1 protein-coding gene is annotated in these 25,462 nt (G+C 35.2%); it reads right to left on the bottom strand.

Annotated elements, in window-relative coordinates; all coding sequences use genetic code 11:
* Positions 1–361: 361 nt before the first annotated feature.
* The gene (locus B2Y85_RS06090; RefSeq protein WP_372519587.1) at positions 362–25,462 is read right to left on the bottom strand and encodes an OmpA family protein; all 25,101 of its coding nucleotides are present in this window, start codon (positions 25,460–25,462) and stop codon (positions 362–364) included.

Here is a 25,462-nt window from a genome sequence, read left to right as displayed (position 1 = left end):
TTTTTTTATGCAAATAAAAAGCCCTTGGTGAAAGGGACAGTTATGGCAGTCCGTACCACAAGTTTTACTTGTTACTACATCACCAAGGGCAATACAAGTATAACTGCCAACCGGACACTTGTCAACAATTTTTTTCTATTTAATAACAACCGAAATACTTATCAACCGTCACTATAACGGTTCTTATATACTCGGTAAATATGTATTAAAAACAAAAGTTATCCACAAGTTGTTAACAACCATAAAAAAGACCGGAAGAAAAACTCTTCCGATCTTTTAATTTTTATAAATTACGGATTTAATCCACATTATTACTTGTTGCTGTCTATACTTCTATCCGTCTATACTTCCATACATCTGATTATTCTGCTGTTGTAAGAATTATTTCCACTCTTCTGTTTTTAGCTCTTCCTTCTTTTGTTGCATTTGAAGCTATAGGTTCTTTTTCCCCTTTACCGATTACGGAAATATCATTTTTAATTTTATGATCTTTCTTTAACGATGTTGCCACCGAAGAAGCTCTTTGTTCGGACAACTTTTGGTTAACTTCATCACTTCCCACACTGTCTGTATGACCTTCTATCAATACTTCCGCATCCGGATAATTTTGTATCTCGTTTGCCACCTCTTTCAATTTTCCTTTTCCGTCCGCACTAAGTTTAGTGGTTCCGAAATTAAATGTAGGACCTGATATTCTTATACTTTTAATAGTCTTTTCTTTCATTTGTTGAGCTTCTTGCTCACTTACGATTTTAGCTTCATAATTTTGCAATTGTTCTTGTAATGCTTTTTCTCTTTCTTCAGCTTCCCGTAAAGCTTTTTCTCTGTCTCTTAATTCTTGTTCTTCTTTAGTTTTAGCAGCCTGCAATTCTCTTTCTTTTTCTTCCAATTGTTTTCTTAATTCTTCTTCCTCATTTGCATTGTTATCAACTATTTCTATCACTCTTTCTTCTTTTTTATTTTCATTCATAACTTTCTTGTTATGTTTGCATCCGAATTTATATATCAATCCTATATTTGCATAATAGTTTGTTGACACATCTGCAAAATTTCCTAAACCGTTTGCGAATATTGTCCAGTTTTCAGATAAATCATAGTCTGCTCCGATTCCGCCGGTCAATGTCGTTTGAGCATTTTCGGCACTCCATATCTTCATCTTGGTTTCATCGGCAAAATCCAATAACGATATCTCTATTTCGTTACGTTTATCGGTTAATAACTGTCTTACTCCGGCTTTAGCATACCAACCGAACTTCTTTATTTTTCCGTTTATTTCAAGTCCGGCTCTTGCTTCTGCCGTCATTGCATCATAATTTTCTATCTTCAAATTCAATGATTCGGCACCTTTTTCCTCATAACCCTCATTGTTCATATAACTTCCGATTACTCCCACAAACGGTTTCAAGTACATCTTATGTCTTGCCTGACTGTCTTTTTTATTCAAACTTATTTTGTACCCTGCTTCCAAATCCAATGCTGCACTGTAGCCGTTATGATCACTGTTTGCGGTTCTATCCATAAACTCTATTGTTCTATCTATCGTATATTGTTCATATCCGCCCAACAACATACCTTTCAATAACCATTTATCATTTTCATATCCGCCATATAAACCTAAATTAATATCATTCATAGACGTTTTATCTTTTCTCTGTTTCAATTCGTTTGTCCCGTATCCTCCCATAACGCCTACTATCCATTGTCCTTTTGATTCCGCTTCATCTTCATATTGTACATCAGCATCATTTTCGGTACCATCAACATTGTATTCGTTCGGAGCCTCTTCATTACCGGTAACATAATATTTGCCCGGTTTTTCCGCAGATTTTTCGTTTACTTTTATATCATTGCCATCAACAAAATATACTTGCGGCACAGCTTCATACTTTTCATTCTTTTTCATTTCGTTACCGTCAAAATATTCTATAGGTTCGTCTTCATTACCTCTTACATAATATTTTTTTGGAACTATGTTTCCGTCAACGAAATATTCGTTTATTCCTACTTCATTACCGTCAACAAAATATTCGTTTTGTCTGTTACCGTTTACATAGTTTATTTTCAATTCTCTGTTTTCGTAATTTTCATTTGAAGATTCCGTTTCTTGTTTTTTAGATGATACAATATCAAATCCTACTAAGAATCCGTTTGTAGTTGTATTAAATTTCGGTGAGTTGTCATCTTCTTCAACATTATACGTATTATAATAATATTCTCCCCATATTCTATCGTGAATTTTTGTGCATGGTGCATAACTTGTTCTTTCTTTAATCTTATCGTATACATGTTCGGCTTTTGAATTAAAGAAAGTTAAGTTGGTTGCATTTGCATGTATTACACCGGCAACATCGTTGAGTGCAGCTTTCAATGCGGGTATATTTGTTTCTCCCGTTTCAGGATCTTCATAATAGTAGAAATGTTCCATCACATCTAACGGTAATGTTATATCTCCGCCGTTTCCTGTTGAGACAGCATCTATTGCATTTGCCGCTTCTTGTTCGTTGTGACTTCTATCAAAATCTGTTGCCTGCGAATATTCACTTTGTTTTCTCTGTAACTCTATCTTCAATACATTTCCTTCGGTATATACTCTTGTTGATATTCTTGTATCATATCCCGGTCTTAAATCGGTTGCATCGTTATCATTGAATTCAACATTACCTTCTTTATATTCGTATCCGTCTGCCAATGTTTCTGAATTTATTAATTCTATTGTTTCTTTTACATAATATTTCCCTTCCAAGTTGTTCAATGTTATTGTTGCATCTTCTCCGATTGTTGTTGTTCCGGACACTTGAGTATTATCATTATAGTGACCTTCACTATCCATATCGAATTGTCCGAATTCTACATCATAGTTTCCGTTATCTTCAAATATTAAGTTACCGTTTACTTTGAATGTAGTTGTTGAATTTCCGGGTGCAAGTGACGCATCTTTACCTATTATCAAATCGCCTGCCGTTATATCTCCGTATCCTTTTAATATAGAATCCGTCAATTTCATTGTATCGGTTACTTCAAAAGTGCTTCCGCTTCCACCCATTGAAGAATCATTGTTGATTACAAATGTTCCGTTTGTAATATTTGCATTTATCGCTTTAAAATTATTTGTTACCGTCATTGTTGCAGCACCGGTCTTATCGAATGTTCCCATATCGACAATTTCGTTTAATGTAACTTCGCCTTCTTCGTCGTAGAATTCAACCGATGATTTTTCATCTCCGCTGCCTACAACTTTTCCGTTGATATTTTCTGTTGTTCCTCTTATTCCGCCTTCATTTATTACAGTATCTCCCGTATATGAATTGGAGTCCATTTGCAAATCTAATATTCCGTTTCCTGTCTTTACCAAATCTTTATTTCCGAATATTTCACCGGTTAATATCGTGTCTGCACCAACAACTTCTATATTTACATCGTTTTTATCTGTTCCCATTATCTCATTTGCCAATTTAACTTCATTCTCACTGTTTATTATTAATTTTCCGCCGGCCATATATATTGTATTTTCGCTTATTCCGGTTTCTGCTGCTATTTCTATTGCACCGCCCGTAATTGTTGTTGTTCCGGTATATGAGTTATCACCGCTTAATGTTACCGTTCCTTCACCTTCTTTTACTATCTTTCCTGCTCCGATTATTGTTGCAGCTATTTCAGCTTCTTCTTCATCCGTTAATCTCAATACCGTTCCTTCTCCGGTTATTGTTATACTGTCATTTATATTCAAATCTGCTGCATCGGTTATTAATGATGAACCGTCTGCTACCGTTATTGCATCTGCCGTTATTAAACTTTCTCTTTCGTTTTCAAAATCGCCGCCGGTTATTTCTATTTCTTTCTGTGTTATATTTGCTTGATTAGTTAAATCGCCTTCTACTATTAATTTACCTTCATCTCCGGTTATTTCGTTTGTATTTGTTCCGCCGGTAAATGTTAATGTGCCGTCATTTTCTATTCCGTCTGTTGTTGTTATGTCATCCGCACTTGTCTTAAATCCGCTGCCATCGGTTACAGTCATTGATGTTTGACTTATTGTTGTACCGATATAGTTTTCTACTTCTCCGTCTATTGTTAAGTTTCCGCTTCCTGATATTTCGTTCTTGTTCGTTCCTTCTCCGGTATATGTCATTTCGCCGTCGTTTGTTATTGCGTCTGTTGCCACTATGTTATTTACATTCGTTTCTAAGCTTGCTCCTTCGTCTATCGTTACCGTAGTTTGTTTTATATTTCCTTTATCATCATCATTTATTACATCTCCGCTTATCTTCAAGTCTCCGTCTCCGGTTATTGTATTTACATTCGTTCCGCCGGTAAATTCCAAGTCTCCGCTATTTGTTATTTCGTTGTCTGTAACTATATTATCTGCATTTATCGTTAAACTTCCATCTTTTGATATCGTTATTGTTCCTTGTTCTATGCTTCCGTTTTCATCATCGTTTGTTACTGTTCCTTCTATTGTTAAGTTTCCGCTTCCGGTTATTATGTTGCTGTTTTCACCTTCGCCTACAAATATCATATCTCCGCTGTTTTCTATTCCGCTGTCTGTTGTTACATCTCCGATGTTTGTTGTAAATTCCGAGTTATCATTTACTGTTATCTTATCCTGATCTATTGTTGTTCCATCTGCATTTGTAACATCTCCGGCTATTACAGTTTCTCCTGTGCCGCTTATATCACTATCGTTTGTTCCGCCGGTATATGTTAATGTTCCTTCATTTGCTATTCCATCACCTGTTGTCGTTATATCATCTGCATTTGCCGTGAAACTTCCGCTTACCGTTACTGAACTTTGGCTTATTGCCGTTCCGGTTGAATTTGTTACTGTTCCGGCTATTGTTAAGTTTCCTTCGCCCGCTATCTCGTTCTTATTCGTTCCTTCTCCGGTATATGTCATTGTTCCGTCATTTGTTACTCCGTCTGTTGCCGCTATATTATTTACATTTGTCTCTAAGTTTGCTCCTTCTGTTATTGTAACTTCGCTCTGTTTTATGTTTCCTTCGTTTACAACTTCTCCGCTTACTTCCAAACTTCCTTCGCCTGTTATTGTATTTACGTTTGTTCCGCCGGTAAACTCAATTTCTCCCGCATTTGTTATCTTGTTTTCTGTTACTATATTATCTGCATTTATTACCAAACTTCCGTCTTCTGTTATCGCTATCGTTCCTTGTTCTATACTTCCTTTATCATCATTATTTGTTACACTTCCTTCAATCGTTAATGTCCCGCTTCCGCTTATTACATTATTGTTCTCTCCGCCGGTAAATATTAAATCACCGACATTTGTTATTCCTGTCGTTGTTTCTATATTGCTTGCATTTGTTGTTAAACTTGCACCTTCGGCTACAGTTACGGTACTTTGTTGAACGGCAGCATCATTTATTACATCTCCGACTATATTTATTGTTCCTGTACCTGTTATTTCGTTTCTGTTTGTTCCGTCAACAAATGTTATCAATCCGGAATTATCTATTCCGTTTTCTGCGCTTACGGCTCCGGCATTTGTTAATAAAGAGCCGTCTTCGCCGATTGTTATATCGTTTGCCGTTATTGCTTCAAGAGAATCATTATCATTTATCAATGTTCCGTCTATCGTTACTTTATCTTGTTCTATCGTGCTGTTTTCTCCGTTTGTTAATGTTGCGCCATTGTTTATTGTCGTGTTTCCTTCTCCGGTTATACCTTTATCCAATACTGTTTCCGCATCTTCTCCGGTTACTATTAGTTCTCCGTTATTTGCTATATCGGTATCTGTTTGGTTACCGTTAAATGTTACGGATGATAATGTTACTGTTCCTTCATTTGTTATTACCGCATCGCCGGTATTATTTGTAAATGTTACATTTGTTATCGTTGCTGTTCCTGAAGATTCACCGACTTTTTCTACTGTTATTGCATTTTCAAATCCGGACATTTCTGCCAAATCTTCGATTGTTAATGTATGTGTATCTACATTTATTCCGACAACTCCTGTTGTGCTTGTTAATATGCTGTCGTTTCCGTGTATTATTAAATCTTCTTTCAAGAAGTTGTTTGTTACTCCTTCAGGTTGTTCTATCCAAGCGGTAACATAATCGGTATCTTCCGTTATACTATAACTTGTTGCACCGTCATATATTGCATTTGCAAGTCCGCCGTATCCTTCTGCAACTAAATTCAAGAATGTTCCGTCATCGGTATTTTCTGCAGTTACTTTATACTTGATATTTGTTGTATAAATGTCCGGTGATGTTATTGCATATATATTAGATTCTGATATTTGAATTGTCGTTTCTGCTTTATTGCTGTCCGTTAAGAATTTAATATCATCTATTGTTGCTTGGCTTCCGGATTCTGCAGTTATATTCGTTAACATATCCGCTGATTCTTCTTGCACATTCAAATCTAACTGATAATTCCAATTTATACCGCTTGCTACCGTTATCGGTGCAACAACATTTCCTATTTGTTCATTTTGTGTATTTAATGTAGCACCGTCTCCCATAATCAATGTTGTTGTGTCTGCCAAATAACTTTCATCATTTAACTTTAATGTTGTTCCTGTTAAATTAATATTATTATTTGATACAGAGTTATCTATTATTATTTCACCGTCTTTAATGTTTATTGTTCCGTTGTTTCCGGTTATTTCATAACCTACCGTTCCGCCGGTTAAATTGTATGTTCCGCTGTTATTTATTTCCGCTTTAATATTATCTGCATTAGATGTTATCGTTCCGGCATTTTCTATCGCATTTGTACTTTCTATTGTTCCTTCGTTTACTATTGTTGCATTTTCATCGTTCGTTATATTTTCTGCTTTTATTGTTCCGGTGCTGTTAATTGTTCCGCTGTTTGTTATTATTGCAGCTGTTATTGTCTTTCCTGCATCATTTGTTAATTTTCCGTTCGTCGTTACTTCTAATTCGCCTTGTTCTATGTTTGCAGCGTTTTCCACCGTTCCGGTTATTGTTAAGTTTCCGGAACCGCTTATTCCATTAGCATTGGTTCCACCGGTAAACGTTACACTTCCGGCATTTACTATTCCGTTTTCTGCTACTACTGCATTTGCATTTGTAGTTAACGAACCGTTTTCAACAACCGTTATTTTATCCGTTGCCGTTATTGCTCCGCCGTTATCGTTGGTGTTGGTTAATGTTCCCAAAACATTTATTTCTTTTTGGTTTATTGTTCCGGTTGTGTTTGCAACATTTGATTCTTCATCTATTGTTGTTGTTCCTGTTCCGTTAATAACATTTTTATTTGTTCCGCCGGTCAATATTAAATTGCCATCATTTGTTACTTCTTCCGTTGCTCTTATTGTATCTGCGCTTGTTGTTAAACTTCCGCTTTCAGTTACTGTTATTGTGCTTTGTTTAACTTCTCCGTTATTTAATACTTCTCCCGTAACATTAAGTTCTCCGTCACCTGTTACCTTATTAGTATTGGTTCCGCCGGTAAATGTTACACTTCCGGCATTTACTATTCCGTTGGTTGCAACTACTGCACTTGCATTTGTAGTTACTGAACCGTTTTCAACAACTGTTATTCTGTTTGTAGCCGTTATCGCATTTTCAGTATCATTATTATTGGTTAATTCTCCGCTTACTTCTATATCTTTTTGACTGATTGTTGCTTCTTCGTTATTTTCCACTTTACCGGCTACTTCTAATTTTCCTGTTCCGCTTATATTGTTTACATTTTCTCCGTCATATAGTATTACTGTTCCTTCATTTGATATTCCTTCTGTTGTTGTTACCGCACTTGCAGATGAACTAAATACCGATCCACTTTCTACCGTCACTTTCTTCTGTTCTATACTACCTGCTTTTCCTTCTATTTCGGTATTATCAAATCTTCCGTCACTTATTAACAATTCTCCGTCACCCTTTATTATGTTCGCACTCTGTGCATCACCGCTTACGGATATATCCAATACTCCGTTGTTTGTTATTGCTCCGTCATTTGTGTACGTATCTAACAAGTTATGTGTTATCAATGTTGCCCCGGTTTCTATTGCTATTCCTGTACCTGTTGTTACTATTTCTCCGCTGTTTTCAAATGTACCTGCAGATACTGTTACACTGCTTTGAGTTACATTACCGTTGTTTGTTAAATCTGCGGTAGTTACTAAATAACCTTCTCCGGTGATTGCGTTTGCATTTGTTCCGCCGGTAAATACTAATTCTCCGTTGTTTGTTATACCTATTGTTGTTTCTACATCATTTGCATTTGTTGTTAAGCTCTTTCCGCTGTTTACGGTTACCGTACTTTGTTTAACACTTGCACTGTTTGTTACTGTTCCGTCTATTACCAATTCTCCTGTTCCGGTTATATTATTTGTATTTGTTCCGTTAGTAAATGCTACTATTCCATCATTTGTTATTCCGTTTGTCGAAACTACCGTATCAGCATCTGTTATTAATGTTCCGTCTTCTTCTACATTTATATTTTGTTGACTTATTGTACTTCCTTCTCCGTTTATCAATGTTCCGCTTGATATTGTTGTCGTTCCGGTTCCGGTTATACCTCTTTCTAATGTTACACCTTCTCCGCTTATTGTCAATTCTCCGTCGTTTGCTATATCTGTTGTTGTTTCGTTACCGCTGAATGTTACTGATGATAATGTTACCTTACCTTCATTTGCTATTACCGCATCTCCGGTATTATTTGCAAATGTTACTGTTGATACTATCAATTCACCGTTTTCATTTACTTTTAATGCATTGTTGAATCCGTTAAATCCTGCCAAATCATGCATATTTAACTTTGTATTATCGCTTACAACAACACCTTCAACATTTGTTGTACTTGTTAATACATTGTTGCCGCCGATTATTTCCAAATCACTTGTTAAATAATTTTTACCGTTTATCCATGCCGTTACCATATCGTTTTCTGTTGCCGAATATGTCTCATCACCGTCGTATATTGCATTTGCAAGTCCGCCGTATCCTTCTGCCGTTAATTGTAAATATGATCCGTTTTCATCACCTGTTAATACTACCTTATAGTTCATTAAATCTGTAGAGAAATAATATATTTCATCTTCGATATTTACTATATTTGCATTAGCTATCTTTATCTTATCGTTGTTTGCTTTATCTGTTAAAATATTTAATGCACTTATCATTACCGTGCCGGAGTTATCAGCCACATTACTTAACATATCTGCTGTCGCATTTTGTAAATCTATATCAAGTTTTATTTCCCAATTTGCAGCTGTTATAGCCACTTCCGCATCTACCGTTCCTATTTCTCCGTTTTCAATATCCAATACGGAATTTGTCCCGCCGATTGACAATGTTGAACTATCTTTTAAATAACTTTCTTCTTGTAGTTTAAGTGTAGTTTCCAAGTTTATTGTATTGTTTTCTATGTCGTTTGCTATTGTTACTTCATCGGTCTTAATATCTATCGTTCCGTTGTTACCTGTTACCTTATAACTTACTGTTCCGCCGGTAACAATATATTTACCGCCGTTATTCTTTATTTCTGCGGTTACAATATGTTCTGCATGAGATGTTATTTCTCCGCTGTTTTCTATCACATTTGTACTTTCTATTGTACCTTCGTTCGTTATTGTTCCGCTGTTTGTTATCCTTGTTGCCTTTATTTCCGATTCGGTTTCATTGTTTATTGTTCCGCTGTTGTAAAATTCATTCGTATCTATTATTCCGCCTTCTTTATTGGTTATTGTTGCGTTTTCGTTGTTTTCTATTTTATTTGAAGTTATTGTTCCGGAACTTGTTATTGTTCCATTATTTGTTAATTCAGCCGCAACAAATTCCGATGCATTATTTATTGTTCCGCTGTTAGATAACTTACTTGTATCTATTGAGCCGCCTTCTTCATTGTTTATTGTCGCATTTTCGTTGTTTGTTATATTTATAAGTTCCAATGTTCCCGTATTATCTAATAATGCATTCGTTTCATTTATCAAATCATACGAATTTATTGTTCCGGCATTTGTTATTTCCGATTTATTTGTTAAATCGTTTATATTTATTGATTTTCCTTCATTGTTAGTTAACTTACCGTTTGTTACTATAACTTCATTTTGTTCTATATCTGCATCGTTTTCTACTTCTCCTGCAATTTCCAATCTTCCGTCACTATATTCGCCTCCGGTTATTTCGTTCGTATTCTTTCCGCCCGTAAATGTTATTGTTCCGATATTTACTATTCCGTTTGCTGTTACTACATTGTCTGCATTTGTAGTCAATTTTTTATCTGTTGATACAGCAACTTTTCCTTGTTCTACTTTACCTTCGTTTACTACTTCTCCGTCTATTGTTAAGTTTCCGGAACCGCTTACTTCATTCTTATTTGTTCCACCCGTAAATATTAATGTTCCGTCGTTATTTATTATTGTCGCAGATACTGCATTAATATTATCTGCATTTGTTGTTAAGCCCGCTCCGTTTGCCACATTTATTCCTGTTCCTACATTTATTGCCGCGTTGTTTGCGAACATTCCGCTATTTACATTTATTGTATCTTGGCTTATATTCTTATTATTAACTAATGCACCTTCTACATTTAACGTTCCTGCCCCTGATATTATATTCTCGTTTGTTCCACCTGTGTATATCAATGTTCCGCTGTTTGTTATCTCTCCCGTTGTTGTTATTTTGTCCGCACTTGTCGTTAAACTCTTTTCTGCTGTTATTATTACATTCTTCTGTGCTACGGTTGCACTGTTTATTACTTCTCCATCTATTATCAATTCTCCCTCTGTTCCGGTTATTGCATTCGTATTCTCTCCGCCGGTAAACATTATTGTTCCTTCATTTGATATTCCGTTATCCGCTTTTACTGCTCCCGCATTTGTCTTTAATGTTGCGCCGTTTGCTATTGCAAATTCATCCGTTGCTTCTATTGCATTTGCAGTTTCGTTATCATTTGTTAATGTTCCTGCTATTGTTATACTTGATTGTTTAATTGTGCTGCTTGTTCCGTTTGTTAATGTTGCACCGCTTGCTATATTTGTTGTTCCGTTTTCACCATTTATTCCGTTTTCTATCGTTACAACTCCTTCGTCTATATTCAATATTCCGTTGTTCGCTATATCTGCGGTTGTATTGTTTCCGCTAAATGTTACGCTTGAAAGATTTACTGTTCCTTCATTTGTTATCACCGCATTTCCGGTATTGTTCGTAAATGCTACGCTTGATACGACCAAACTTCCTTTTATTCCGTCTATATTTTCTACGGTTATTGCATTTTCAAATCCTGAAAATTCTTTCAACTCTTCTATCGTTAATGCATATGAACTTGTTTTTATTCCGGTTAATCCGGTTGTTGTGGTTAATATTCTGTTGTTGCCGTTTATAGTCATACCGGCTTTCAATGTATCGTTACCCAATATCCATTCTTTTGTATCATCCGTTTCTTCAGTAACACTGTAACTTAATGCTCCGTCATATACTGCATTTGCAAGTCCGCCGTATCCGTCCGCAATTATCTTTAACCATGTCCCTTCCGCTTGCTCTTCATCCACAACTATCCTGTATCTGATATTTGTTGTATATGTATACGGATTCGGTTCCGTTTGTGCATTTATATCTAAATTCGCTATTTGAATTAATGTTTCGGCTGCTCCGTCATTTAACAATTTTATACCGTTTATCTTCGCTATACTGTTTACTTCTACTTCCGATATCGTTAATGTATCTGCTTTCTTGTCTGCCAAATCTATATCCAATTTTAAATTCCATGTCGCTTCGGTTATTTTTATTCCCGCTCCTACGGTTCCTATCTTATCGTTTTGAAGATCTAATGTTGCTCCTTCTTCTATCGTTATTGTTGAATCGTCTAAATAATTCTCTTCTTCCAATTTAAGTGTTGTTGCCAAGTTTACATTGTTCCCTGCTACTGTTGTACTTACTGTCACTTCATCGGCTCTAATATTAACTGTTCCGTTATCTCCGGTTACCTTATAACTTACAGTTCCGCCCGTAATGTTATATTCGCCGGCATTATCTACTTCCGCTTTCATGTTATCGGCATTAGATGTTATTTTTCCGCTGTTCGTTACTGTTGCAGCATCTATTGTTCCGTTATTTAATATCTCTCCGCTGTTTGTTACTGAAGTTGCATTTATCGTTTTTTCTGCATTATTTGTTAATTTTCCGCTTATAACTTCAACTTCTTTTTGTGTTACATTTGCATCATTGGTCACTTCACCTGATATCTCTAATCTTCCGTCTTCTCCTGTTATTTCATTTTTATTTGTTCCTGCATTAAATGTCACTGTTCCTGAATTTACTATTCCGTTTGTCGTTACTACATTATCTGCACTTGTTGTTAGTTTTTTGTTGTCATTTATTGTTACTTTGCTTTGTTCTGCTTTTGCTTCATTTGTTACTACACCATCTATATTTAATTCTCCGTTTCCGCTTATTATATTTTCATTTGTTCCGTCATAAAATATTACCGTCCCTTCATTTGATATTCCGTCTGTTGTCGTTATCGCACTTGCCGATGATGTTAATACCGCTCCGCTATTTACCACTATATTTCCTTGTTTTATCGTTCCGCTTCCAGTTTCTGCATCGTACATATTATCGAATTGTCCCGCACTTACCAACATTTCTCCGCTTCCGTCTATCACATTTGAATTCTGTACATCGCCGGCTACAGATATTTCCAATGTTCCTTCATTTGCTATCTTTCCCGTTCCGCTGCTATGTGTATCCAATTCTCCGTGTGTTAATAATTTTGCTCCTTCCGCTATTGCTATACCTTCACCTGTCGTCTTTATTCTTGACTCTTCACTGTTCTCCGTTACTCCGCTTGCTATTGTTACACTGCTTTGAGTTATTGATTTGTTATTTATCAAATCTCCGGTTACTGTTAAATATCCTTCTCCGATTATTTCGTTACTGTTTGTTCCGCCGGTATAAATTATGTTTCCGTAATTTGATATTTCATTTACTACTTTCAATGCACTTGCATTTGTCGTTAATTTTCCATCACTACCTATATACATATCATTAGATGTTATTGTATTTGCAATTTCGTTGTTATTTGTTAATGTTCCGAATATCTCTATTTGTTTTTGATTTATTTTACTTTCTGTTCCGTTTACTAATTCTGCTCCGCTTTCTATTCTCGTTGATCCTGTCTCTCCGCTTATTCCTTTTTCTAATGTCGTTGTCGTTCCTTCTCCATCCGCAACTATATTTAATTGTCCGCTATTTTCTACATCTGTTGTTGTATAGTTTTGACCAAATGTTACACTTGAAAGATTTACCGTTCCTTCATTTACTATCACAGCTTCACCGGTATTTTTTGTAAACGTTACATTTGAAACATTTAATGTTCCTTTTTTATTATTTTCAGTATCTTTTTCTACTGCCACAGCTCTGTCAAATCCGGAATATTCAATTACATCTTTTATTGTTAATGTATTCGTGCTTGTTTTTAATCCTGTTAAAAATCTGCTGCTTTCCGGTGTTGTCGTTATCACTTTATTATTACCGTTTATTACCATATCTTTCTTTATCGTATTGTTGCCCAATATCCATGCCGATGTTTCATCTACATCATCTTCTACTTCATAAACTTCTTTTGCATCATATACCGCTCTTGCTAATCCGCCGTATCCGTCCGCTACTATTTTTAACCATGTCCCTTTGTTGTCTCCGGTATCTATATTCTCTGTCGTTATTTTATACTTAATTCCGCCTACTATTGAATAAATTACATCTTCAATTTCTTCTTCCGGTGTTACTCTTGCATTTATACTTTCATTTGTTATTTGTATTGACGCTTCTGCTTTATTGTTCTCTGTTTCCATAAAGTTTAAATTTAATAATGCTTTACCGGAAACAGACTCTATTATGTTTAATGTATCTGCCGTTCCATCATCTAACTTAACATCCAAATTTAAATTCCAACTTGCATCGGTTATCTTTACTGCCGATACTTGTCCAATCTTTTCGTTTTGAATATCTAATGTCGCTCCGTTTCCGATTGTCAATGTTGATGTATTTACTAAATATTCTTCTTTTTCCAACTTTAATGTTGTTCCCAAATTTACGGTATTATTTGATATTGAAGTACTTATTGTTACTTCACTATCATTAATATTTATTATTCCGTTTTCGCCGTTAAAACCTGTCACTTTATAACTTATTGTTCCGCCGGTTACATTATATGTTCCTGTTCCGATGTTTTCTATTGTAGCTTTAATGTTATCTGCATTTGATGTTATAATTCCTTTATTTCCTATTCCGTTTTCAACTTCTATTTCACCTTCGTTTGTCAGTATTGAATTTGAATTGTTAGCAAAATTTTTTGCTGTTATTTTTCCGGAATTATCTATCGTTCCTCTATTCATTATTCTTGTTGAATTTATGGTTTTATTTTCTTCGTTTGTTAATTTAGCGCCTCTTACCACTTCTACATGATTTTGTGTTACATCGGCAGCATTTTCTACTGTTCCCGCTATCTCCAATCTTCCGTTATCTCCGGTTATCTCGTTTGTGTTTGTTCCGTCAAATAATTTCAATGTTCCGGAATTATCTATTCCGTTTTCCGTTGTTATCAAACTTGCACTTGATGTTAATACTGCATTTTCTGCTACTGTTACTTTACCTTGTTCAATACTTCCTACTTTTCCGTCTATTTCTGTATTATCAAATGTTCCTGCAGATATTAACAATTCTCCGCTTCCTGTTATCTTATTTGCACTTTGTGCATCACCGCTTACTGCAACTTCCAATGTTCCTTCATTTGCTATTTCTCCGTCGTTTGTATATGTATCTAATTTATTATGTGTTGTTAATTTTGCTCCGTCCGCTATATCTATTCTTGTTTGTGTTATACTTCCGTCGTTTACTACTGTTCCGGTTATATCTAATTCTCCTGTTCCGGTTATATTATTCCCGCTTGCATTTGTTCCACCCGAAAATACTGTTAATCCATTATTTACAAAACCGTGTAACATACTGCTTGCATTTGCTGTGAATGTTCCGGCATGAACTATAAAGTTTTCTGTATCAAAGAATTTATATCCGTTAGTATCATAATCAGCATTCATTTCCAATGTTCCGCCATAAAGGTTAACATTACCTTTATATCCGCTCATATCTTCGTTCAATACAACTTTTCCTGTTCCGGAAGATTCGGTAACGCTTACCTCTGTAACTTCATAATAGGGAGCTTCATTAAAAAGAGAAATGCGTTCATATGATATTGTCGGGTTAATATTTATTGTACTGGTTGCCCTTACAACTCCTTGTTCCGCGGATACTATTTTATCGTTAAATATTATACTTCTACCTTCGTCCGCCCATAAATTTATTATTCCGTGGTCATCGTATATTGCATTGGATTCTCCGTTTGCAGTATTTCCGGTAAACACCATATCGCTTTCTTTTGATACTAAATTTAATTCTGCTACACCATTTACAACACCGGAATCATTATAATCCGTTTCATTATAAATTGCTCCGCCGTTTTCCGCAGCCGAATTATTACTGAATGTTCCGCCGTCTGCTATTGTTGTTACCAATCCTCTGTTAAAAATCGCTCCACCTACTCTGGCTGAATTAGAATCAAAAGTAACATTTTCACCTATTGTTAAATATCCTTCATCATTATAAATTGCACCGCCGCGACCATTTTCTCCGGAACCCAATGCCGAATTGTTACTGAAAACAGCATTATCGCCTATAGTTGCATTTCCAAACCAAGAAGAATATATTGCACCACCGCTTTTGTCAGATGTATTGGAACTGAAAACAGCATTGTCACCAATAGTCATTAATGCGGAATTTCCGTTAGCGGTATCACTAAAAATTGCACCGCCTACACCAACCGACTTGTTGGAAACAAAAGCAGCATTGTCTCCTATTACAAGGTCTCCGTAATTAAATATTGCCCCGCCGTCACCGGAAGAAGAATTATAATTGAATGTGCTGTTGTTCTCTATGTTTACTGTTCCGGAATTATATATTGCACCGCCATAATGAGTTGATGTGTTAGTACTGAAAGAAACATTGTCTCCTATATTTACTTGTCCGCCGTTATTATGAATTGCCCCGCCAAATCCTTCTGCCGTATTATTTTTAAATGTTACTGTAGATACTTCCAATGTTCCGCCCGATTGTACTGTTATTGCACTTTTAAAGCCTGAATATTCGGCTACATCTTTTATTGTCAGTTTATGTGAACCTGTATTTATTCCGGTTAAATAACTTCCGTCAACCGTAGATGTTGTTATTATCTTATTATTTCCTTCTATTACCAAATCATTCTTTAATGTGTTTTGTCCCAATATCCAAGACGATGTTGTATCTATATCTTCCGTTACACTATAACTTGGTGCTCCGTCATATACTGCATTTGCAAGCCCACCGTATCCGTCTGCAACTATCTTTAACCATGTCCCTTCCGCTTGCTCTTCATCCACAACTATTCTGTATCTGATATTTGTCGTATATATGTATGGATTAGGATCTGTTTGAGCATTTATATCCAAGTTTGCTATTTTAATCAATGTTTCGGAAGCTTTATCAGACAAAATCTTGATTGCGTTTATTGTTGCCTGACTGTTATCTCCTATCTCAATTACATTTATATTATCTGCTGTTTCGTTTGCTAAATCTATATCAAGTTTCAAATTCCAATTTGCATTTTCGGTTATTTTTATTCCTGCTCCTACTGTTCCTGTCTTATCGTTTTGAAGATCTAATGTTGCTCCACTGTTTACTGTTAATGTTGATGTATTTACTAAATATCCTTCTTCTTTCAATTTAAGTGTTGTACCTAAATTTACATTGTTCCCGGATACAGTTTCTGCTATTGTTACTTCTTCTTCATTTATGTTTATTGTTCCGTTTTCACCTGTTACCTTATAACTTATCGTTCCGCCTTTAATATTGTATATTCCGGAATTTGCTATTTCTGATTTCATTCCGTCTGCATTAGATGTTATTGTTCCGCTGTTTGCTATCGCATTTTCAGATTCTATTGTTCCTTCGTTTGTTATTGTGCCTGCATTTGTAAATGTTCCTGTGGATGTTATTGAACCATAATTTGTCATTCTTCCATAAGCATCGTTCGTTATGTTGTTGGCTAAAACTTCTGCCCCTTCATAATTATTTATTATTCCGCTATTTGAAATTGTTCCTGTAGATTTCAAAGTACCATAATTTTCAAAAATACTTGTATCTCTCCTGGTTTGTGAAACATCATTTGTTTCTACAAGAGAACCTTCTTGATTTATCATCTTTCCCGAATTGTATATTTTATTTCCTACAGACAATGTCCCACTGCTTGTAAGCGTTCCGGAAGATCCGTTTTCTAGCGTTCCGGACACAGTCATAGTTCCGGTACTGGAAAACAATCCGGAATTGTTTACAGCACCAACAGTTACGGTTCCGCTACTCAAAAACGTGGCAGATCCACGACTGTTTAATGTTCCTCCTGCCGTTATGTTTCCCGTGCTTATAATAGTTTTATAATTGAATATGCTGTTAGTTATGTTAATATCGCCATCATTGTTAAGAACATTGTTATTACTCAAAGAGTTTGCAGTTATTGTTTTTCCTTCATCATTTGTTAAATTACCGGTAGTTTCTACCACCACTGAACCTTGATTTACGTCTGCGGCATTCTCTACTGTTCCGGTTATACTTAATTTACCTGTTCCGCTTATATTATTCTCGTTCTTGCCGCCGTTAAATGTTAATGTTCCTTCGTTTCCTATCTTGTCTGTTGTGGTTATATCACTTGCATTTGCCGTAAAACTCTTTCCGCTATTTATCGTTACAGAACTTTGATTTATTGCTTTTCCGTTTTCATTCGTTACTGTTCCATTTATCGTTAAGTTTCCGGTTCCATTTATAACATTTGCATTTGTTCCTGTTCCGTTAAATGTTAATGTCCCTTCGTTTTCTATTTTATCTGTTGTGGTTATATCATTTGCATTTGCTTCAAAACTCTTTCCGTTATTGATTGTTATTGAACTTTGTTTTATTGTTTTACCTGCTTCGTTTGTTACTGTTCCATCTATAGTTAAGTTTCCGGTTCCATTTATAACATTTGCATTTGTTCCGCCGGTAAATACTACTAATCCTTCATTGTCTATTCCGCCTGTTGCACTTACTGCTGTTGCATTTGTCGTTACTTTTCCGGTTGCTCCTACACTTACTTTTTCTGTTGTACTTATTGCTCCGCTTGTTTCGTTACCACTTGTTAATGTCCCACTTACCGTTATATTTTTTTGACTTATTGTGCTGTCTGCTCCGTTTACTAATTCTGCACCATCTGCTACTATCGTTGTTCCTGTTCCGCTTATACCGTTCTCTAATGTCGTTGTCTTATCTGTTCCGGTTATATTCAATGTCCCACTATTTGCTACATCTATATCTGCATCGTTTCCACTAAATGTTACATTTGAAAGTTCTGCCGTTCCTTCATTTGCTATCACTGCATTTCCGCTATTATTTGTAAATGTTACTGTTGATATTACTAATTCTCCGTTTGTATTTACCGTTATCGCTCTTTCAAAACCTCTAAATGCCTCTAAATCGTTTACTGTTAATTTTGTATCTTCACTTACAATTATTCCTTGTGCCGATGTTGTGCTTACCAATATGTTATTGTTACCATTTATTGTTAAATCGTCCTTTAATGCATTGTGCGTTACTCCATCCGCCACTATCCAAGCTGTTAAATAATCTGCATATTCAGTCAAATTATATTCACTTGCCCCGTCATATACTGCATTTGCAAGCCCGCCGTATCCTGCTGCTATTATGTCCAACCATGTACTATCAGATTCATTTCTTGCTGTTACTTTATAATTTATTCCACCTATATTATAAGTATCAGAAGCTGTTGTTGCATTTATACTATTTGTCGTTGTTATTTGAATTTGATTTGTTGCTTTAAGATTATTATTTGTTCCTATAAAACCTATATCCGATATTAATGCATTGCTGTTTGCTACTACACTTACTACATCCAACTGGTCTGCAGTTAATGTGTCTATATTTACATCAAGTTTTAAGTTCCATGTTGGTGCTGTTATGCTTACTCTTTTTACTGTTCCTATATTATCGTTCTTTATATCTAATGTTGCTCCATCAGTTATTGTCAATCCTGTACCATATGATAAACTATCTTCTTTCTCCAAAGTAAGTTTGTTATTGTTTTCTATTGTTACTATATTGTCTTCTATCTTTCTATCACTTGCTATCGTTACATCTCCATTTATGTTCACTTTATTTGTTCCGGTACTACCACTACCAAATATATTGTATCCGCTCAATGTTCCACCGGTTATATTAAATGTTCCACCCTTATTGGTTATTTTCCCTCCTGCTATAACTATATCTTCGGCATTAGATGTTATTGTTCCTTCATTTACTGTTGCATTTGTCAATGTCATCGTTCCGTCATTTGTTATTGTTGCACCTGCATAGTTGTTTAACGCTGTTACTGATAGAGAGCCTGCATTTATCAATGTTCCGTAGTTAGTTAGTTGTGATTGATTTATTGTACTTTCGCTACCACTTACTAATGTTGCTCCTGTATTAATGTTCATTTGTGAAGATGTTCCGGCTCCAACTATTCCACCTTCAAATGTCGTTGTTCCACTTCCAAATGTCAAATAACCATCGTTATATATATCGTTCAGTTCTCCGTTTGCCGTGTTCCCGCTGAATACAGAATTGTTTATTGTCAATGATTTGGAAGAGCCATTGTATATTGCTCCTCCATATTGTTTTGCTATGTTATTAGCAAACGAACTATTTTTAATTGTTACTTCTCCATGGTTAAGAATTGCTCCACCCTTACCGTCAGTATCATCTGCTTTGTTGTCATAAAAATTCGAATTATCAACAATAACAGAACCAATATTGTGTATTGCACCACCACCACTTGCTCGATTGTTATAAAATTCCGAATTGGTAATTGAAACATTACCTGAATTAATAGAAATTGCTCCACCGGTAGATCCACTGTTAGAATAAAATTTCGAATCGAAAATTGAAGCATTACCTCTTTCATTATAAATTGCTCCACCGCGCGTTCCTGCATTGTTATTTTCAAATGTACTATTATAAATTGTTAAATTTTTACCGTTGTTAATTGCTCCACCGGAACCTATGGCGGTATTTGTACTAAAAGTTGCATCTTTTATTATTAGAGAACCACCATTACTAATTGCTCCACCGGAACTATAAGCCCTGGTCGTTTCATTTTTGATAAAATTTGTATTTGTTATTGTAGCAGAAGAATTTCCGCTTAAGTAAATTGCCCCACCGTTGGAATCTACCTTATTACCATAAAACTCAGAATCGGTAATTGTTAATTTAGTTCCGGAATGATAAATTGCTCCACCAAATGTTTTTGCGGTATTTGTGCTAAAATTTACATTGTTTATTGTTAAAGATGAACCGGTATAACTATAAATTGCTCCGCCAGCAGGTTGATTACTACTACCGGTTGTACTATTAGCATAAAATCCCGAATCGGAAATTGAAGCATTACCTGAATTATAAATTGCTCCGCCGTATGTTGTTGCTGTATTTGTACTAAAGTTTACCGATGATACTTCTAATTCTCCACCGGCATTTACCTTTATCGCAGTTCTAAACTTTGAAAATTCCTCTAAATCTTTTACTGTTAATTTTGTATTCTCGGCTACAATAATACCATCAAGTGTTCCGCTTGTCGGTGTTGCTTTTAACGTGTTTCCGCCACCGATTATCTCTAAATCATTCTTTAATGTTCTTGTTCCTTTTATCCATGATGTTACAGTATCATTTTCCACAACTTCATATGTTTGAGCTCCATCATACACTGCATTTGCAAGCCCACCGTATTTGGCTGTATCTGCTACTATTTTTAACCATGTCGAATCTGTTTCTGTACCATCTACACTTATCTTGTAATATATTCCGTTTATTCTTTTATCTGCTAATACGTTTGCTAACTCTGCATTTATGTTCTTGTCTGCTATTTGAATTTTGTTTTCCGCTTTAATGTTAGTACTACTTATAAAATCTATATCCGTTATTTTTGCTATACTGTTTGCTGCTACTGTATCTATTATCAACTTGTCTGCACTTGATTCTTCTAAATTTACATCCAATTTTAAGTTCCAAGTTGCTCCGGTTATGCTTACATTATTTAATTCACCTATATTATTGTTTTTTATATCTAATGTAGAACCATTTGTTATTTCCAGTGTAGATGTATCTAAACTATTTTCTTTTTCTAATTTAAGAGATTTATTTCCTTCTATCTTTACTGCACTATTGGTTATTCTTTTTCCGCTAGCTACCGTAACATCACCCTGTATATTTACTTTTGAATTTTCTAACGATGTTCCGGACACATTGTAACCCACCGTACCACCGGTTGCATTAAATGTTCCGGCGTTTGTTATTCCGTTGGTTACAGTGATATTACTTGCATTTGCAGTAAAACTGCTATCGTCGTTGATATCTATTGATTTTTGATTTATACCGGTTCCCGCTAAATTTTCTACATTACCCGATATCTCTAATTTCCCGGCTCCGGTTATTGTGTTTTTGTTTGTTCCTTCGGTAAATTTTAATGTTCCGGCATTACCTATTCCGTCGGCTCCTGTAGTTATGTTGCTTGCATTTACCGTTAATTTACTGTCTTGGGTTATTGTTATTGAACTTTGATTTATTGTTTTCCCTGATGTATTTGTTACCGTTCCGTCTATAGTTAAGTTTCCGTCACCACCTATATTATTTTTATTTGTTCCGCCGGTATATTTTAATGTTCCCGCATTTGTTATTCCGTTTGTTGCGGTTATATCGTTTGCATTTGCTGTTAAACTGTTACCATCATTAATATTTATTATTTTTTGATTTATTGTTGTTTCTGTTTTATTTTCAACATCACCTGATACTTCTAATCTTCCTGTTCCTGTTATATCGTTCTTGTTTCTTCCACCGGTAAATTCCACTATACCCTTATTATCTATTTGTCCGTCTGATGTGCTTATATTACTTGCATTTGCCGTTAATTTTCCGTTATTTGTTACAGATATTACGGAGTCCAATATTTTACCATCCACTCCGCCTTTATTCATTGTTAAGCTGCCGCTGGAAACATTTATTGTTTGATATGCTATTGTTTTTGAGGATTCTACAACACCGGCTTTATCACTTTTACCTATGTTTATTTTATTTTTTGTTGCATTATAATCACTCGTTATTCCCTCTTGAATAACAAAATTATCTAATATATTTATTGTTGACTTATTGTTTGTTATTTGTCCTACAACTTCCGAATTTTCTATAGTTAATCCTTTGTTACTGGTTAAATTATTTACCAAATCCGACTCTATCTTCGCATTTTGCAACGTTAACGATCTTGTACCTGATAAATCTGTTGTTGCCTGCTGTACGGTTTTACCATCTAAATCCAAAACTACATCTCTAGTATTTAACTTTATATTAAATATTCCGGTGTCTTCTGTCGATACTAAATTTTTCAAAGTATAGCCATCCGAATTCGATAAATTTAAAGTTAAATTTCCATTATTATTTAAGGTGTTATTATCATAAGTGTCATCACCTAAAATTTTATTTACGGTTGTATTTGTACCGGCATCTCTTGTAACAGTATTACCATCACCTTGAATATACATAGTACCATGTTCCAATTTGGTACCTTTGATGTTTATGTTTCCGTTATAATAATAATCTCCTGTTCCTTCCGTACTCCAATATAAGTCACCATCACCGTTAACATAAATTTTACCGGAATTTTTAACTGTATCCGTTATTTTAAAATCATTATCGTTTAAAGCTACATTCAAAATCCATGATGCACCTCTATTTACAACAACTTCTTTTTGTTTAAATGTTGCTCCGTCTACAGCTCGTCCGGTCTCATCATATCCAACCTTTAAAGTAACATTTCCTGAAATTGTTGTTATTCCTTTATTTGCTTGATCATTATTGGTAATTCCACCGGTCATAGTTGTGTCACCCGTAAAAGTCAAATTACCGGCATTATAAATATCTCTTGCTTTAGTTTCTCCGTTAACAGTTGAATAATTATTTTTAAATATCGAACTTCCTATTGACATAGAAGCCGTATCCGTATTATATATCGCCGCACCCTCATAATTAGCATTTGCACTGTTATTCGTATTACCTATAAACTCTGCACCGTTACCGACTTTAACAATACCTTTGTTGTCATTATATATTGCTGCGCCGACACTATATCTTTTATTTGTAACATCCATATCGGTGTCACTCGTAGATTTATTGTAGTAGAACTTTGCATTTTCGCCGATTGTCGTAGTCGATGCATTAATATTAGCTATCGCTACTCCTGTTCCGCGACCTGTATTTGAAGAAAACTCTACATTATTTCCAATTTTCACAGTGGATTGTTCCATGTTATATATCGCTGCACCTGCACTATTGTCATTATTTTGTGCCTCATTATAAGTAAATTTTGCATTATCTCCGATTTCAATATAAGCATTTCTATAATTATATATAGCTCCACCGGATGTATTTGTTGCGGTATTGGATGTAAAATTTACATCGTCATGTATTACAATTCTTGCATTGTTTGTATTATATATTGCACCACCGTTTAATGCTGTATTATGTTCAAAGTTTGCATTATCTCCGATTTCTATTCTTGCATTATCGTTATTATATATTGCACCGCCAATATCATTTGCCGTATTTGTTGAAAACTTTGCATTACTTCCGATTGTCAAATTAGCATTTTTCTCATTGTATATTGCACCGCCCATATCATTTGCCGTATTTTCCAAAAATTCCGCTTTATTTCCTATTTTTATTTTAGCTCCGTCATAATTATCTATTGCGCCACCTTTATCGGCTCTATTATAAACGAATTGTGTTTTAAGATCTTCGTCATCACCGACACCAATCTCCATATAAGCGCCTTTATCGTTTGTTATTGCTCCTCCTGCAGCAGTAACAGATGTACCGGGATAAGCTGTAACTGTATTGGTACTGAATATTGCACCTTGGGATATTGTCATTGTGGACTGTCTATTGTATATAGCACCATATATCCATCCTGTTGTCATAGATGCCAAAGAACTTGTTTTATTATTATCAAATACGGCATTTTTACCGATTTCTATTTTTTTATTGGAACCTACATTGTATATTGCACTACCTGCCTGTGTTGCGGTATTAGATGAAAAATATGCACGCTCTCCGATAGTCATATTTGAACTGTTATTATAAATTGCTCCGCCTTGTGTGGCTCCGTTATACGTAAAAGATGACCTATTGTTCAAGTTTATATTGCCACTTGAAGCATTATTGTAAATTGCTCCGCCGTTTGCTGCTTCATTATATGCAAAAGAAGCTCTCTCTCCTAAGTAGTTTATAGTGCCGGAACCGTTATTGTAAATTGCACCGCCATCCGTTCTTGCCTTGTTGGTTGAAAAATTTATATTGTCATGCATAACTACACTTGCATTATTATTATAAATTGCTCCACCGGCATTTTTGGATTCATTTTCGATAAAATTTGCTCCGTTTCCAATTTCTATTTCTGCTGATGCATTGTTATATATTGCACCGCCATGAGTATCGTTTCTCGTGCCGGACGTTTTATTTTTATTGAAAGTAGCACTCTCTCCTATTTCAATTTTTGAACCTGCACCGGTATTGTATATTGCTCCACCATTTATTCTATTGTTTTGAACTTCATTAGAATCAAATTTTACATTTTTACCGATTGTTATTTCTCCGCCACCGGTATTATAAATTGCTCCACCGCCGTCTCTAACATTGTTTTCAGATCTTCTGTTATCAACAACATTTGAATTAAATTCTACATTGTCTTTTATTGTCAATGTTCCTTTATTGAATATTACACCGCCCTTGGCCTGTGCCTTATTACCGGAAAACACCACTTTGCTTGAAGGATCATTTTCTACACCTATTGTTGTTGTTCCCTCATTATATAATACACCTGCACCGGCATCATCCAGATTAGGCCAAATACGATTATTTTCAAATGTGGAGTTTACTATTGTTAATACCTTCCACGGATTTACGGTTAAGACTCCACCCATAGTTGCACTATCGTTAGAAAAATTAGACATCGTTATATTCTTCAATGTTAAATCGTTTACAATTATGCTTCTTCTTTTTCCTTCTGCTGCACTAAAAGTATCTTCCCCGTTACCATCTATCGTATATTTTCCGGTAAGTTCATCATCTTCATAAATACCACCATCTATTATAAGCGTTCCTGTTTGTATATAACCGCTTGTTGTTGATTCTTGATTAGTGTTAACTATGTCCCCAGTAAGAACTGCCGTTCCATCAGACGACAGCACAGAAGTAAAATCCGACCATAATGTTCCGACAGGAATCGGCTCCGCATAACTCAGCGGCGAAAAGGCTAATGTTATAGCCAACACGACAGCAATTAACTTGCTTGATTTTTTTATAAAATTATTAAACAT

Origin of the sequence: Candidatus Ruminimicrobiellum ovillum (genome assembly GCF_002392975.1) — a bacterium.
Lineage (GTDB): Bacteria > Elusimicrobiota > Endomicrobiia > Endomicrobiales > Endomicrobiaceae > Ruminimicrobiellum > Ruminimicrobiellum ovillum.
Note: the sequence above shows the minus strand (reverse complement) of the source record. Positions and strands in the feature narration are given on the sequence as shown.